We start from the raw sequence: 16119 nt of genomic DNA, 5'->3' as shown, positions 1-16119 counted from the left end.
ATTATAGCAAAGAACATTATAGACACAATGGGTTGCGGTAAATATTTTATATTTCCTATAAAATAAAAACCTTATTTTATGCAATTATGCAAGATTATGAAAAAAATACTTATTTTACTAGCTGCTCTGTGCTCATTAACTCCATTATCAAGCGTCGCAACCATATGTCCTGATCCTAACCACAGTTCATTGCAATGGGGGGAAGTGCCTCTGCCTTGGGAAGTTAATCCATTTTCCGAACATCAGCCGCAGGGGGAGGAAAACGCATGTTTTATCCGAGCGAATATTTTACTGGCAGGAAGCGGGCGCGGCATAGTTTGTACTTATGCTATTTCCATTGGTTATTATTCCATCTGGTGGCAAGTTCCTGTAAAAATCCCTGCACCTGCAGAAAATAATTGGCGCCGCAGCACAGCCGGCTATGAATGCACCCATTCAATTGTGGGGTGTGTCTTCTATCCCGCTTGATAATTTTATCCCGCCTTTATGGTTGATGCCTGTACTATACTGCATATAAGGTATTTTCGTGTTTCCCGAGCAGGAAATGGATTTCCTCTGTGCTGGGAATTTCCATGAGTACGGGGGAAAAATGGATCAAAATCACTTTCGCATTGTCATCATTCAGGGTGATGAAGTCACCCAAAGGGACATGGCTGATATTTTGGGTAAAAACAAAGCGAAAGTTGCAGATTTTGATAAAAATTTCCCCTCATTGCAAATTGAAAAATTATCTACCCTGAAGCAAGGCCTTAAGAAAATACAATCGGCTACCCAGGAAAAGAAAGGGTATTCTCTGGTTTTTATTGATATTAGTGACTCGCGAGTCATTAAAGGCTTGGATGTTATTCGGCAAATGTTAACTGCGGATGATACGCTGCAAGTCATTCTTTTCATACAAGATCCCGCGAAGAACGGGAACAGGGTACGACACGATTTAAACTTGTATGATAATTTGCTGATTCTGCAAAAATCAGTGGATGCTTTTTCTATCCAAGAGCTCGCGCGCACATTAATTAAAAAATGGTTGCTCTTGCAACAAGCTGAGCGTTATTTTTCTGTTCTGACCGAGCAAGCGAGCGAGATTAACCCGAATGGATCCCTATCGCTATTAAAAGCAACGTTTGAATCCACGGCAGAAGGAATTTTAGTAGTCGACCTACACGGGAAAATCTTAATTTATAACACAAGTTTTTTGAAAATTTGGAAAATTCCTGAAGCCATCAATAAAAATGAGCAAGAAATTTGCCAGTATATTCTGCAATGCCTGAATGACCCAGGAACGTATTTATATCAAATGCAACAATTAAGGAAACATATTACAGAGTCGTTTCGCCAAATTGTGCGCTGTAAAAATGGGGCAATTATTGAGTGTCGCTCACAACCGTATCAAACAGAAGGGAAAATAGTAGGGCGTGTATGGATTTTTCATGATATTACCGAGCGCACGCATTTAGAACAAAAATTGAAATTTCGTGCTACTCATGATTATTTAACCGGTTTGCCGAACCGTATCCTCCTTTTTGATCGCATCGAGCAAAGCATGCAAGTATTGGCATAGCTCTTTATCCAGAAGACGGCAAGACTGCGAAACAATTGTTACGCAATGCAGATTTGGCTATGTATTATGCCAAGGAGAGAGGTGGAGACCAATTTCGTTTCTATATTAATGCGCTTAATAAACAAAGTATGAAGCGCTTAAGCCAGAAAGAAGAATTACAGCGTGCTATTGAGAATAATGAATTTTTCTTATTATTTCAGCCGCAGCTACACCCGGATAAGCCTGATATTTTATCAGCAGAGGCATTGATTCGCTGGGCGCACCCACAGAAAGGGGTAATATTACCACTTGATTTTATCCCTGTTGCAGAATCAACCGGCTTAATTATACCACTGGGTGAATGGGTGATAGCAGCAGCTTGCAAGCAGTTTCAAGACTGGAAAGCAATGGGCCTGCCGCCCATCCGTATTGCCATCAATGTAGCCATGCAACAATTAAGGCAGTTTGATTTTGCCAAACAGTTGGGGCGTATTTTACGTAAATACAGAGTCCCGCCGCAATTTATCGATGTTGAAATCACTGAAAATTTAATTTTAAGTCACCGCGAAGTATTGCATATGATCAATGAATTAAAAGAGTTAAAAGTGCGCATTGTTGTAGATGATTTTGGCACAGAACGCTCAAGTTTAAATTATTTAAAAACTTTACAGATTGATGGCTTGAAAATCGATCCTTCTTTTATAAAAAATATTTCTTTAGATGAAAATGATGAAATCGTTATTAAAGCCATCATCAGCATGGCAAAAAATTTAAATTTCGATGTGATGGCTGAAGGAGTGGAAACCCAAAAACAAATTAATTTCTTAAAAGAACACCAATGCGATGTCATTCAAGGCTATCATTTCAGTAAGCCTATTTCTGGAGAAACGGCAGGATTATTTTTCAAAAAAATTTATTCTGGATAGAAAGCAACGCCGATTTGATTACAACGAAGAAATTTCCAGTTATCATAAGAGTTGCCTAAAAGTTACAAGGTTTTTCATGCAACGTACACTTTTTTTGATTTATGCTTTTTTACTGCTCTTGCCTTTTAGTATGCAAGCTTCCAGCGCAGATGCTTGGGCAAAACACGAAAAAGAAGTCATGAGCAAATGTGCAGCAGCTGCCCATTTAAGCAATGTAAAAGCAGTCGGAAGTATCGTCACTTATGATGATAAGGCAGGAATGGATGCACTGCTTATGCAAGGTAATTATCCACAAGCGCATATGAAAAATCAGCCAAGCCGCGTATTGTGCTTATTTGATCGACACAAGCGTGCGGCTTATATTGCGGAAGCAGATAATTTAATTAAAACTAAACGATAACCGTAACCAGGCTAGGTAAGTAAGCTGGGCCGCAAGACCCAGCAGTAAAGGTGCATTAATTCTTTAAAATTGCGAGCCAGCTTGTTTAAATTTTATCTTCGGTGATATCAATCATCTTTTGTAATGCTTTCTTAGCATTTTCAACTACCCATTGTTGATCACCGCTGCTTAAACGGTTCCTGGTGCCACTAAATTCATTCACCACATCACCTGCCTTCACTTCATTGTATGGCATCGGTTTACCTTGGCGCAGCAAATCAACCAAGCCTACCAAATGCGGTGGATCATTGCGCGACATAGTGGCGCAACCGCACCCCAAGTTGATTTCATCATGCGGTTTCGGCATTTCTGCCAAATTGACTACGGTGATTCCCAGTGCTTTACAATATTGCTTTAAATTTTCGACCATGTGGTTTTCAGTGCCTATGGCATATTGGCAGGTACCTGCACGATCATGCACCACATAATCCCAAATAAAAGCAGTGGAGCCCGCATGATCCGCAATACGCACGACGTTATTGCGGCATTCCGGATGAACGATGGTAGTAAACCCTTTTTCTCGCCAATATTCACACATTTCAGGCTGGTAATAAGTATGCACCGCACATTGGCTGGCAAACAGGATCAATTCTGCTTTATCAAATTCAGCCAGAGTCTGTTTATCTTGGTCCGCCAGGGAATACTGTGCACCCGCGGTGCCGCCGGGCCAATAGGCTATGTTTTGCATGCCGAGCCACCAGGCTACGTTTTCGCCCATATGCTGATCTGGGATAAACAAGATTTTCTTGTTTTGTTTTTGCGCCCATTGAAAAATCTTTTTAACGTTTGAACTGGTGCATACTGCGCCCCCTTGTGCGCCAGTCATCGCTTTTACTCGTCCGGATGTGTTCATATAACAGACGGGTAAAATATTTTCCGCACCATAGCGTTCATTTAAATCCATAAACGCAGGCTCCACCATAAAATCTTTCGCCAGCATTTCCATGGTACACCCTGATTTAGGATTAGTGATGTACACGTGTTGCTGCGGTTGGGCGAGAATTGCAATGGATTCCGCCATAAAATGCACGGCGGATTCAATAATCACCGATTTTTCCGGATGATTGGCAGCCATTAATGCCAATTGGTAGGAGTCACCAATCTTACCACCAAATTGTTCCACCAGACGTACAATATCCCCGCCCATATAATAATGAGCAAGCAGCAATAATTTATCGCCAAAATAATCCTGCGCTTTTTGAAGGTAAGGTTTCATCCAAGCTAAAACTGTAGTGAGCTTGCGATCGGGCAACGCCAGATATTCTTCGGCGTAAGGAATAAATTCCTCTTGGTACCAATCCAATGGGTAATCGCTTTGACAAATGCTCATGTCATTGGTAATGCGCATCAGCGTTTTTTCAGGTTGGTAGGAAATATCAGTCTTAAACATCACACACCTTACTATATAAACGGATTTTGCGGTGAATTTAACCGCGCTATACTTTCTTGAGTTGCTTTATTCTTTTGCGGGAAATCTTCCCGGAAATGACCACCTCTGGATTCTCTTCTCGACAATGCTGCCCGCACAATGAGTTCAGCATTCAGAATAATGTTACGCAGCTCGATAAAATCACGAGTTATGCTATGTTTCCAATAATATTCCTCAATAATTTTATGTCTCTTTATTATTAATTGTAGAAGATCTTCAAGGCCTGCTTCAGTGCGGATGATGCCAGCATAAGAAGTCATTTCCCCGCGCAGGCTTCGCCAATGAGCATTGATCTGACTGGCACGGCGGGCATTGACTTCGCTAGGCGAGCTCCAATTAGGAATATGGGTTGTGGTTTCCCAATGGGTAGCAATATCTTTTATAGAATTGCGGGCCGCATTGCCAGCCATTACGACTGCTTCCAACAGCGAGTTGCTGGCCAAACGGTTGGCGCCATGCAAACCGGTGAAAGCTACTTCACCGATGGCATATAACCGTTTTAAATCCGTTTGGCCATTTACGTCGGTTAGCACGCCACCGCATTGATAGTGCGCCGCGGGTACCACCGGGATCATATCTTGACTCATCTCAATTCCAATGGAGAGCAAGGTATTATAAATTTGCGGAAAACGTTTTTTCAGGAAAGACTTGGGCTGGTGGGTGATATCAAGATACACAAAACTATTCTGGCTCTGTTCGATTTCATTGAATATCGCGCGAGATACCACGTCGCGGGTTGCCAATTCCATTTGCTGCGGCGCATAACGAGCCATGAAGCGCTCGCCAGTATCTGCATTTTTCAATATTCCGCCTTCACCACGTACAGCTTCGGAAATTAAGAAATTATTAATGGTATGATGATGCAGCAAAGTAGGGTGGAATTGATAAAACTCCATATTACCCACACGTGCCCCAGCCCGATAAGCCATGGCAACACCATCGCCGGTGGCTACCATGGGGTTGCTGGTATACCGATAAGTCTTACCTGCTCCCCCACTTGCCAATACCACGCAAGAGGCTAAAAAAGTATGAATGCAGTTATTTAAACTGTCCAACACATATGCGCCCAGCACTTCTCCCTGATCACTGACACAATGCGGGTGATAATGAGTGATGAGATTTACTGCAATGTGATGCTCAAAAAAATGGATTTGCTCTTTAAGGCGCGCTGTATTAACCAAAGCTTCGATGATGTTCAAACCGGTTTGATCGCCGCAATTAAAAATACGCCGGTGAGAATGCCCACCTTCCTTTGCAAGTACGTAGCTACCTTCCGCTGTTTTATTAAACTGGATCGAATAATGTTGCAATTGTTTGATGGCATCCGGCCCCTGGCGGATGATGCTTTCAACGGAAGGCCGATAGCATAAACCGTCTCCTGCCTTAAGCGTATCGGCAATATGCGATGCAATGGAATCATCCGAATTGAATACAGCCGCAACGCCGCCTTGCGCATAGCGGCTGTTGCATTCATTGGCTTCTACTTTGCTTATAAGCGCAATGTTTATCTTGGGCTTTAAGTCCAGTAATTGCAGGCAATAGTGGAGTCCAGCGAGGCCACTGCCTATGACAATAACGTCAAATTCGTAGGTTTTTCCCTGCTGAGATAACGTCATGAAAAAGCCTTCACCAATTGCGTTGCTAATCCTGTGTATTTTGCCGGAGTAAGTTCCAATAATTGTTTTTTGGCTGTTTCAGGAATCGTGAGCGATTCAACAAACTGTCGTAAGTTTTCACGATTGATTGCAGAACCACGCGTTAAATCCCGTAATTGCTCATAGGCATTCGGGATTTGATAGCGGCGCATCACGGTTTGGATTGCTTCGGCAAGCACTTCCCAATTATCATTTAAATCATCGCGCAACGGCTCCTGATTCAATTGTAATTTTTCATTGCCCTTTGCGATGGATTGATAAGCAATCAGAGTATAGGCAAAAGCTACTCCTAAATTGCGTAAAACCGTGGAGTCGGAAAGATCACGTTGCAGCCTTGATTGCGTAAGTTTATTGGCAAAGTGCTCGAATAAGGCATTTGCCAATCCCAAATTGCCTTCGGCATTTTCAAAATCAATCGGATTAACTTTATGCGGCATGGTGGATGAACCAACTTCCTCAGCTACCGTTTTTTGTTTGAAATAGCCTAAGGAAATATAACTCCAAATATCGCGTGTGTAATCTAATAAAATATTATTTATACGGATCATTAAATGTGAAACTTCAGCAATGCCGTCATGCGGTTCTATCTGGGTGGTATAGGCATTAAATGACAAGCCCAAATGAGAAATGAAATTGGCACAATGTTTGCGCCAATCCACTTCAGGATAGGCAATGGCGTGGGCATTGTAATTACCTACAGCACCATTGAATTTGGCTGAAATTAATACTTCGGCAAGCTGCTGCTGCGGGCGCTTAAGCCTCGCTACAAAATTGATTAACTCTTTGCCTAACGTAGTAGGGGTGGCGGGTTGCCCATGGGTTCTGCCCAGCATGGGGACATCGCCATGCTGTTTACCCATTAAGGTGATGCTGCCTGTTATTTCCGCTAATGTGGGTTGCACGACGTGTGCAAGGGCTTCTTTCATCATCAAAGCATAGGCAAGATTATTGATGTCTTCTGATGTACAGGCAAAATGGATAAACCCGGTCAACTTTTTTAATGTGGCTGATTGTTCCAGTTTTTCTTTAAGATAATATTCAACCGCTTTTACATCATGGTTTGTTTGTTTTTCAAATTCCTTGACTCGCAATGCGTCTTCTTCATTAAAATTTTTAAGTAAATCATTTAAAAAAGCTATTTCTTCAGAATTCAAACGAGGTACTTCGGAAATTTTTTCATGCGCAGCCAAGGATTCTAGCCAGCGAATTTCAACCATTAATCGATAATAAATGAGGGCAAATTCACTAAAGTAAGGACTTAACGGATTTGTTTTCTGCAAGTAGCGTCCGTCAATGGGAGAAACGGCATTTAAAGAAGATAGTGTCATGGGCGGATTCACTGCAATGATAAAGCGCATATAATAGTAAATGCAGCTCAAGATGTGAATAAGAGCTGCGGTCAAATTCCCAAGATAAACTCCATTTCTTCTGTTGACGCACTTGCGTATCTAATTCACATAGCCCGGCAATTTAAGTAGAATGGTGGTCATTTTTATAAGGACTGAGGTAATTATGGCTGTGAGTGGACATACGATAGAATTTAAGCATTTGAGCATGCAGGATTTAGAACAAGTTGGCGGTAAAAATGCTTCATTAGGTGAGATGATCCGTCATCTATCTACTGCAAATGTAGCTGTTCCCACAGGCTTTGCAACGACAGCCGATTCATTTCGTGAATTTCTGCATACCAATCAACTGGATAAGAAAATACACGAATTGTTAGAAACTGTTGATGTTGAAGACGTGCAGCAGCTTACTGCTGTCGGTAAAAAAATTCGCAGCATGATAATAAATGCACCTTTTTCCGGCGATTTTGAAGATGCTGTCCGCACCGCTTACATTAATCTTGCCCAAATAATTGGCCATAATGACTTTAGCGTAGCGGTGCGTTCTTCCGCCACGGCAGAAGATTTGCCTGATGCTTCGTTTGCAGGGCAACAGGAAACCATGCTAAACGTCAAAGGCATTGAAGCGGTGCTGACAGCCATTAAACAGGTTTTTGCCTCGTTGTATAATGATCGCGCCATTGCCTATCGTACTCATCATGGTTTTGCCCATCAAGATGTCGCATTATCCGTAGGTATCCAGCAAATGGTGCGCAGTGATTTGGCGGTCAGCGGTGTTATGTTTACCATGGATACCGAATCCGGATTTGAGCAAGTGGTGTTTATTACTTCCTCCTATGGTTTGGGGGAAATGGTGGTGCAAGGCGCAGTAAATCCTGATGAATTCTATGTCTATAAGCCTGCTTTGCAGGCTGGGCATTCGGCAGTCATTCGTCGCAACTTGGGTACGAAAGCCATTAAGATGGTTTACTGCGACAATCCAAATACAGAGGAATACGTAAAAACAATCCCTGTCGAAGCTGAAGAACAACGTCGCTTTTCATTATTAACCTCAGAAATCGAACAGTTGGCGCATCATGCTTTGGTAATTGAAAAGCATTACGGGCGTCCAATGGATATCGAATGGGCGAAAGATGGGGTTGATGGGAAACTTTATATTCTGCAAGCCCGCCCGGAAACCGTAAAAAGCCGCGCTAATAAACAAGTATTGGAGCGCTATAAGCTTGCAGGGAAAGGCGAGGTTTTAACTGAAGGACGCAGCATAGGCCAGCGCATCGGCCAAGGGAAAGCAAAAGTAATCCGCGATGTGGAAGAAATGCATCGCGTCGAGCCGGGCGATATTTTAATTTCTGATATGACCGATCCGGATTGGGAGCCGGTGATGAAGCGCGCTGCTGCCATTGTTACCAACCGCGGCGGGCGTACCTGCCATGCGGCCATTATCGCGCGCGAGCTAGGGATTCCGGCAGTGGTGGGTTGTGGCGATGCGACTAAGAGGATAAAGGATGGTGATGAAGTTACCGTTTCTTGTGCGGAAGGGGATACTGGTTATGTTTATCAGGGGTTGCTCCCTTTTGAATTGCACCGCCTTGACGTGGATACGATGCCGGAATTACCCATAAAAGTCATGTTGAATGTAGGGAATCCCGAGCGGGCTTTTAACTTTCAGGCAATTCCCAATGCCGGAGTCGGACTGGCAAGATTAGAGTTTTTAATTTCCAACACCATTGGCATTCATCCTAAAGCTTTACTGCAATACGATTCGTTGCAGGATGAAAAATTAAAACAATGCATTAGAGAAAAAACGGCTGCTTATGCGTCCCCGGTAGAATTCTACATCGAGCGTTTAAAGGAAGGCATCGCCACTATTGCGGCGGCCTTTTATCCGAAACCTGTGATTGTAAGACTGTCTGATTTTAAATCGAACGAATATGCCAATTTAATCGGCGGTGCTGTTTACGAACCCCATGAAGAAAACCCCATGTTGGGTTTTCGTGGGGCGGCTCGCTATGTTTCACCGGCTTTTGCTGATTGCTTTGCCCTGGAGTGTCAGGCTGTAAAACGGGTGCGTAAAGATATGGGTTTAACCAACGTCGAAGTGATGATTCCTTTTGTTCGCACAGTCAAAGAAGCAGAGCAAGTGATCGATATATTAAAACAACATGATCTTGAACGCGGCAAACATGGCCTTCGCATCATCATGATGTGTGAATTACCTGCAAATGCTTTGTTAGCTTCTGAATTTTTGCAGCATTTCGATGGCTTTTCCATTGGTTCAAACGATTTGACGCAGCTAACCTTGGGGCTTGATCGGGATTCCGGGCTGGTGGCGTCGCAATTTGATGAGCGGGATGGTGCTGTTAAAGCTTTATTGGCTATGGCTATCGCGACTTGCAAAAAACAAGGTAAATACGTAGGGATTTGTGGGCAAGGCCCCTCTGATCATCAGGATTTTGCGGAGTGGTTGATGGAAAAAGGAATTGATAGTATTTCGCTAAACCCGGATTCGGTATTGGAAACTTGCCTGTTTTTGGCAAAACATGGCAAGAAGCAGAATAACTGAGACAAAGATAAGCCGCCAAATTACATTATGTGCAATTTGGCGGGGTACAAGCCCATGAATCCATTGAACTGCCATGTGAACACTAAATGTCTAAACTAAGTTACTTAATACTATTAGTACTGTTCTTTCCTGTACTTGTGCATGCGGGCAGCAATCCTGAACACATGGATCCGGTTGCTTCTGTAATTTTTTGGGTAACTTTAATTTTCCTATTTGGGATTTTAGGGCGATACATCGCTTCGCGTTTAAATCAGCCGGGCGTGCTCGGCGAATTATTGATGGGTATGCTTCTTGGGAATCTTTGTTATTACTTCGGCATGGAACTGGCGGTTATTTTGCGCGAGGGTACGGCGGTATTTGATGTGGTGCCGGAAATATTGAAAGGAACTCCTTTACAGCCGGCAGTCAGTTCCATGGTTCATAATCCCGATTATGCCGCAGAAGTTGTCGAGGCATTGACAGACACCAATGCGAATGAATTGTTAAAGGTAGCATATGTTGTTGACATTTTATCGCGATATGGGGTCATTTTTTTATTATTTATGGTGGGATTGGAAACTTCGCTTGAGGAGCTTAAAAATACCGGACGTGAATCCATACAAGTGGCAATCATCGGCGTATTGGCTCCCATCGTTTTTGGTTTGCTGACGATGAAACTGCTTGTTCCAACTTCCTCGTTCAAGGCCGATCTGTTTGTAGGGGCGACACTTTGTGCTACCAGTGTTGGCATCACTGCTCGTGTCTTGAAAGAAATGAAAAAGCTGCGTACGCGTGAGGCGCGCACCATTCTTGGTGCCGCCATGATGGATGATATTTTAGGTTTAATTATTCTCGCTATTGTAAGTAGTATTGTAATAAGTGATGTGGTAGATATGATAAAAATTATAAAAATCATTGTCTCCGCGCTTTTATTTTTTTCTTGTTCCCTATTGGTTGGTCCTTGGCTAATTCGTAAGGCAGTGCATTATTTTCGCTTTCTGGAAGCTTGGGAATTAAAATTATTTATTTCATTTGTATTTGTAATGACCTTGGCCTGGCTTGCTACGGTCGTGCAGCTAGCCAGTATAATCGGTGCTTTTGCGGCAGGTATTATCATTAAAGATGGTTTTTTTGGCGCGGAGCGGGAGCATAAAGCCGAGAAAAGCATCCAAGAGCTGGTGGCGCCCTTGGAGTTTTTGCTGGCCCCATTGTTTTTTATGCTGATTGGCATTCAGGTGAAGATAGAATTATTTTTTGACCCTCATGTCTTATTAATGGCGGGGGCGTTAAGCCTTGTGGCTATTATAGGAAAGCTTTTGAGCGGCTGGGGTGGTAACAGGCGCGATAATCGATTTTTAATTGGAGTGGGGATGGTTCCCCGAGGAGAGGTTGGTTTGGTCTTTGCATCCATTGGCCGAACATTGGGTGTAATCCCTGATCAATTGTTCTCAGCGATTATTCTAATGGTTATTGTTACGACGTTTATAACCCCTCCATGGCTTAAATCGCTCTATATGAAGAGCAAGAAGGTTAGCAAATGACACCTGAACACGGAAAAATCCTGGCCGATGTAAAGCGGGCCTTGGCTGAAGATGTAGGAAGTGGCGATGTAACCGCAGCTTTATTGCCACTGGATTTAGTGGTTATGGCAAAAATCATTTCGCGTGAACCTATGGTGGTTTGTGGGCGTCCATGGGTGGATTGCATTTTTGCCGAAGTGGATTTGGCTATTCATGTGCAATGGCAAGTGGATGAAGGCCAATGGTTGCCTGAACCTGCAACACTTTGCCAGATTGAAGGACCGGTGCGCAGTATTTTAACTGCGGAGAGAAGCGCGCTTAATTTTTTGCAAACCCTATCGGCTACTGCAACAAAGACCCGTGAATATTTATTAAAGCTAAGCGGTTATAAAACTCGTTTGCTCGATACGCGTAAAACGATACCCGGTTTAAGATATGCACAAAAATATGCTGTTGCATGTGCAGGCGGTACAAACCACCGCTTCGGCTTATTTGATGCATTTTTGATAAAGGAAAATCACATCAAGGCCTGCGGCTCAATTAAAGCAGCAGTGGCTTTGGCTAGAAATATGCAGAAAGACTTGCTAATTGAAGTCGAAGTCGAAAACCTGGAAGAGTTGCAAGAAGCGCTGCATGCAAAGCCTGATCGAATTTTATTGGATAATTTCACAAAAGACATGTTAGTAGAAGCTGTAGATTTGACCCGTGGTGAATGTGAGCTTGAAGCTTCTGGTGGACTCACTCTGGCAACTGTGACGGAAGTGGCAAAAACTGGTGTAGACTATATTTCAATTGGGGCCATTACCAAATCCATTCAGGCGGTTGATTTGAGTTTATTGATCGACAAGGTACTCGACTAAGATGAGCGATGCGAAGATGAATCCTAAAATTGTATTGACAGGTGGCGGTACAGCAGGTCACGTAACTCCCAATATGGCATTGATCGATGAATTACAGAAAGAAGGATGGGGGATTGCCTATATTGGCTCTGCCCAAGGGGTGGAAAAAAACATGATAGCCCCCATGCAGATCCCTTTTTATGGGATCAGCAGCGGCAAATTAAGACGTTATTTTAGCTGGCAGAATTTTTTTGATCCTGTAAAAATACTGCTTGGAATTGTCCAGTCTTTTTACTTATTGCGTAAACTAAAAGCCGATATTGTCTTTTCAAAAGGCGGGTTTGTAGCATTCCCGGTAGTCGTAGGGGCTTGGTTAAACCGCATCCCAGTCATTGCTCATGAATCCGATTTAACGCCGGGGCTTGCAAACCGCTTAAGTTTTCCTTTCGTCGATAAAATCTGTTTGACCTTTGCGGCAGCCAAACAACATTTTAAAAAACAAGAGAAAGTAGAAGTCACAGGCACACCCATACGGCGTTCCCTGTTTCAGGGTGACAAGGAAAAAGGTTTGCAACGTTGTGGATTTAACGATCAAAAACCATGCTTGCTGGTGATTGGCGGTAGCCAGGGTGCTAATAAGGTGAACCAATGTGTACGACTTTCCCTTGCGTCTTTGTGTACGCGTTTCCAGGTCATTCATGTATGCGGTCCAGGGAAGGTTGATGCATCGCTTAAAGATAGGGAAGGGTATTATCAAATCGAATATGCAAAAGAAGAACTCGCCGATTTGTTTGCAGCCAGTCAAATTGTAATTTCACGTGCAGGTGCTAACTCGCTTTACGAGTTATTGGCATTAGGAAAACCGCATATTCTCATCCCTTTACCTCAACAAAGCAGCCGCGGCGATCAAATTCAAAATGCACGTTATTTTGAAAAGCTGGGGATAAGTAAAGTCATCGAGGATGAAAAATTAAGCCCCGAGACTTTGTTCACTACGTTACAAGAAATGGATGAGCAAAGCGAAAGTCAGATAGAAAAGATAAAAGCACTGGGTATCCAATCTTCCAGCATAAAAATTATCAGCCTAATCAAGGAGATTGTTCATGTTAAATCCGCAAGGATTGCTTGAGTACATTGATAAACAGTGGGAGGAGGAAATTATTCCAAGCCTTTCCGACTACATCAAAATTCCTAACAAATCTCCAAATTTTGATTCTAAATGGCAAGAACATGGGTTTATGGAAGAGGCTGTAAGCCATATTGCGCAGTGGTGCAAAGCGCACGCCCCCCACAATATGAAGTTAGAAATTCTCAGGCTTCCAGGGCGTACTCCGCTTCTTTTAATGGATATTGCCGGGCAAACCCATGAGACTGTCTTGTTATATGGTCATTTAGACAAGCAGCCTGAAATGTCTGGATGGAATGAGGGATTAGGACCGTGGATTCCTGCTTTGCAGGATGGGAAATTGTATGGCCGCGGCAGTGCCGATGACGGTTATGCCGTGTATGCAGCTTTAACGGCTATCCGCGCTATTCAAGAGCAAGGCCTTCCTCACTCCCGTTGCCTGATATTAATTGAGGCAAGTGAAGAAAGTGGAAGCATGGATCTTCCTTATTACCTTGAGATGATAAAAGCACAGATGGGTGATCCCAAATTAATTATATGTTTGGATTCAGGGGCTGGAAATTATGAGCAATTGTGGATAACGACGTCTTTGCGCGGCAATATTGTAGGCAACCTTTCCGTAGAATTAATCCATGAAGGTGTGCATTCGGGTAATGCAAGCGGCATTGTTGCCGACAGTTTTCGCGTAACCAGGGAATTATTAAGCCGGCTTGAAGAGGAAAAAACGGGTGAGATTAAGCTGGCAGAGCTGCAATGCGAAATTCCTCCGGGGCGTATCAATGAAGCTGCGAATTGCGCTGGTGTACTTGGCAGCAGAGTATTTACAGAATTCCCTTTTCATCCTGCTGTTGAACCTGTAGGAGACAATCTGCAGCAATTGATTTTAAATCGCACCTGGAGGCCTGCTTTAACGATAACTGGGGCAGAAGGTTTACCGGCCATTGCAGATGCAGGCAATGTACTGCGTCCCAAAACTGTATTAAAATTATCGATGCGCATACCGCCGCTTGTACATGCTGAAACAGCTGCTAAAGCCATGCAGTCGTCATTAAGCCAGGCGGCACCCTATCACGCCAAAGTTTCATTCCATGTCGACAGTATGTCCATGGGCTGGAATGCGCCGCTATTGGCAGATTGGTTGTCCAGAGCAATTCAAGATGCCTCCCACTCTTTTTATCAAAAACCGGCCATGTTTATGGGGGAGGGAGGCACTATCCCTTTTATGTTCATGCTGGGTGAAAAATTTCCAAATGCTCAATTTATGATTACGGGTGTATTAGGCCCTCATGCCAATGCTCACGGGCCAAATGAATTTTTACATCTCGGTATGGCAAAAAAATTAACTGCCTGTGTGGCTTATGTTTTGCATCAGCAATTTTTGCATTCACAAGAAATGCAAATTACCAGTTAGTTTGCATTCTGCATGAAGGTATTCTACAGCGCTTTTAAATGCTTATGCTTTTGATGGTTTGTGCAAAGGAAGTTTTTGCAATATTAGTGTGTGAGGTAAAAAAATTTATGCTCTTACCTTGGGTTTGTATTGCAGTATTAATCATTAACCCTAAGGTTGTTAGGATCCCTACGCCAAACACAATGCTAAACACCGATAAAGCCTTTAGGAATTTTTCTTTATCGGATTGGCGGTTAAGCTGTAAAACTTCGCCAGTTCCACGTTCCAAAAGTTTGTTTTTAAACTAAGTGATCTGCTTGTTATCATCTGCAGTTTCAGGCGAAGGTTTCACTGTGTCGTAAAGTTCTTGCATGGCGGCAAATTTGATAGCACCTTGATACTGCGCCCGATTGCGTTTTATTTTATCAATAATATGCGCGTTCCTATGGTATGTATTTTGATTCTGCTCGTTTACTGAATAAGTTAAAATTTTCGTTAGAATAAGATGGGGCAAAGCCGGCTTTACTCAGATTTTCACATTCGCCCAGTGCCCATTCAAGGTGCAGCATTAAGCTCACACCTTGAGATAGTTCGTAGTATCTTTCTTATCAGGGTCTAAAAATTTTTTTACTGAATCTTCTTTATGTTGGAGATAATTCTTACAAACTTGGGTTAGCTGTTGTCTTGCTTCTGAAGGGGATATGATTCACAATTAAATATTTTGTTTAATATTTGTTCATTATGCTGGGGTTTCTGGAATGGCTCAAGCTTTGAGAAATAAATAGGGAAACAATTTATTCAAAGTAGATACGAATTCTATAGTTAGCCTTTGATAATACTATAAATACCTCGACAGCCACTTAAATTATTGCAATACTTATTTCTCTCTTATTAAAGAGAACAGTCCAATCAAATAAGGAGATTGATATGAAAGCAAGTATTCTTGCGGGTTTGTTGTCGTTATTTTTTATCCCCAATCCACTCTTTGCAGCAGATAAAGCAGTAGAAAAAACTTTACCCCCACCCATTGTCCAGGCAACAAAAAAGATTGACTTAAATAAAGCCGACGCTAAGGAACTGATCCATTCCGTTCCGGGAATTGGTAAAAAACGCGCTGAAGCCATCGTGCGTTACCGCGATGAACATGGCATTTTTCATGCGGTGGAAGATTTGGCCCATGTGCGCGGCTTAGGAAAGCAATTTGTGCAAAAGCATTTGGCGCAATTACAGGAAGTATTTGTTGTACAATAAGTTCTAAAAATTACAGCCTGAATAAACCATCAGGCTGTAATGAGCATTTATCCTGCATGAGAAAAATCTTGTAAAGATCTGTCGATTTTTATCCAAATTTGAGTTAAAGTGCTCCCCAA

General features: G+C 42.8%; 14 protein-coding genes and 1 pseudogene. 11 read left to right on the top strand and 4 right to left on the bottom strand.

Annotation, left to right across the window (positions count from 1 at the left end):
* Positions 1-96 precede the first annotated feature (96 nt).
* The 5 genes and pseudogenes from NKV53_RS00945 to NKV53_RS00930 all read left to right on the top strand — a co-directional run bounded on the left by NKV53_RS00945 (position 97) and on the right by NKV53_RS00930 (position 2863).
* Complete coding sequence (locus NKV53_RS00945) at positions 97-468, top strand: DUF3757 domain-containing protein (RefSeq protein WP_127057272.1); 372 nt, start codon at positions 97-99, stop codon at positions 466-468.
* A 58-nt stretch (positions 469-526) separates the two neighbouring features.
* Positions 527-1558: a PAS domain S-box protein gene (locus NKV53_RS00940; RefSeq protein ID WP_126954137.1), complete on the top strand. Its 1032-nt coding sequence runs from the start codon at positions 527-529 to the stop codon at positions 1556-1558.
* Positions 1549-1596, top strand: a pseudogene (locus NKV53_RS11960) (hypothetical protein); the annotation flags it as partial. The gene NKV53_RS00940 and the pseudogene NKV53_RS11960, both read left to right, overlap by 10 nt.
* 90 nt (positions 1597-1686) lie before the next feature.
* A complete protein-coding gene (locus NKV53_RS00935; RefSeq protein ID WP_253350553.1) occupies positions 1687-2463 on the top strand; it encodes a bifunctional diguanylate cyclase/phosphodiesterase in 777 nt (258 codons plus the stop codon).
* 76 nt (positions 2464-2539) lie between these two features.
* Positions 2540-2863 carry a hypothetical protein gene (locus NKV53_RS00930; protein WP_199737719.1) on the top strand — a complete coding sequence of 108 codons (324 nt, stop codon included), beginning with the start codon at positions 2540-2542 and terminating at the stop codon, positions 2861-2863.
* Between the two features lie 85 nt (positions 2864-2948).
* Here the strand turns inward: NKV53_RS00930 and nadA are convergent, their stop codons facing one another.
* The 3 genes from nadA to purB are packed head-to-tail and all read right to left on the bottom strand — an operon-like array spanning position 2949 to position 7314.
* Positions 2949-4292, bottom strand: a complete 1344-nt coding sequence (nadA, locus tag NKV53_RS00925; protein WP_127057273.1) for a quinolinate synthase NadA — start codon at positions 4290-4292, stop codon at positions 2949-2951.
* Between the two features lie 11 nt (positions 4293-4303).
* Entirely contained in the window at positions 4304-5947 is a 1644-nt protein-coding gene (gene nadB, locus NKV53_RS00920) for an L-aspartate oxidase (RefSeq protein WP_126954134.1), read from the bottom strand.
* Entirely contained in the window at positions 5944-7314 is a 1371-nt protein-coding gene (gene purB, locus NKV53_RS00915; protein WP_253350806.1) for an adenylosuccinate lyase, read from the bottom strand. Before purB ends, nadB begins: the two co-directional genes overlap by 4 nt.
* Positions 7315-7498: 184 nt before the next feature.
* Here purB and ppsA point away from each other — a divergent pair, with 184 nt between their 5' ends.
* The 5 genes from ppsA (at position 7499) to NKV53_RS00890 (ending at position 14770) form a co-directional block, all read left to right on the top strand.
* Positions 7499-9895, top strand: coding sequence for a phosphoenolpyruvate synthase (ppsA, locus tag NKV53_RS00910; RefSeq protein ID WP_253350551.1), 2397 nt, complete (start codon positions 7499-7501; stop codon positions 9893-9895).
* A gap of 86 nt (positions 9896-9981) precedes the next feature.
* A complete protein-coding gene (locus tag NKV53_RS00905) occupies positions 9982-11415 on the top strand; it encodes a cation:proton antiporter (RefSeq protein ID WP_126954132.1) in 1434 nt (477 codons plus the stop codon).
* Positions 11412-12254, top strand: a complete 843-nt coding sequence (gene nadC, locus NKV53_RS00900; protein ID WP_126954131.1) for a carboxylating nicotinate-nucleotide diphosphorylase — start codon at positions 11412-11414, stop codon at positions 12252-12254. Before NKV53_RS00905 ends, nadC begins: the two co-directional genes overlap by 4 nt.
* Before the next feature lie 16 nt (positions 12255-12270).
* The gene (locus NKV53_RS00895) at positions 12271-13362 is read left to right on the top strand and encodes an undecaprenyldiphospho-muramoylpentapeptide beta-N-acetylglucosaminyltransferase (RefSeq protein ID WP_126954163.1); all 1092 of its coding nucleotides are present in this window, start codon (positions 12271-12273) and stop codon (positions 13360-13362) included.
* A complete protein-coding gene (locus NKV53_RS00890; protein ID WP_253350548.1) occupies positions 13337-14770 on the top strand; it encodes a M20 family metallopeptidase in 1434 nt (477 codons plus the stop codon). The genes NKV53_RS00895 and NKV53_RS00890 overlap by 26 nt, the downstream gene beginning before the upstream one ends.
* Before the next feature lie 34 nt (positions 14771-14804).
* Here the strand turns inward: NKV53_RS00890 and NKV53_RS00885 are convergent, their stop codons facing one another.
* Positions 14805-15038: a hypothetical protein gene (locus NKV53_RS00885; RefSeq protein ID WP_126954129.1), complete on the bottom strand. Its 234-nt coding sequence runs from the start codon at positions 15036-15038 to the stop codon at positions 14805-14807.
* A gap of 638 nt (positions 15039-15676) precedes the next feature.
* Here NKV53_RS00885 and NKV53_RS00880 point away from each other — a divergent pair.
* Complete coding sequence (locus NKV53_RS00880; protein ID WP_126954128.1) at positions 15677-16000, top strand: helix-hairpin-helix domain-containing protein; 324 nt, start codon at positions 15677-15679, stop codon at positions 15998-16000.
* The last annotated feature ends 119 nt before the right edge of the window (positions 16001-16119 follow it).

It is taken from the genome of Legionella sp. 27cVA30, from assembly GCF_024160945.1.
Lineage (GTDB): Bacteria > Pseudomonadota > Gammaproteobacteria > Legionellales > Legionellaceae > Legionella_A > Legionella_A septentrionalis.
Note: the sequence above shows the minus strand (reverse complement) of the source record. Positions and strands in the feature narration are given on the sequence as shown.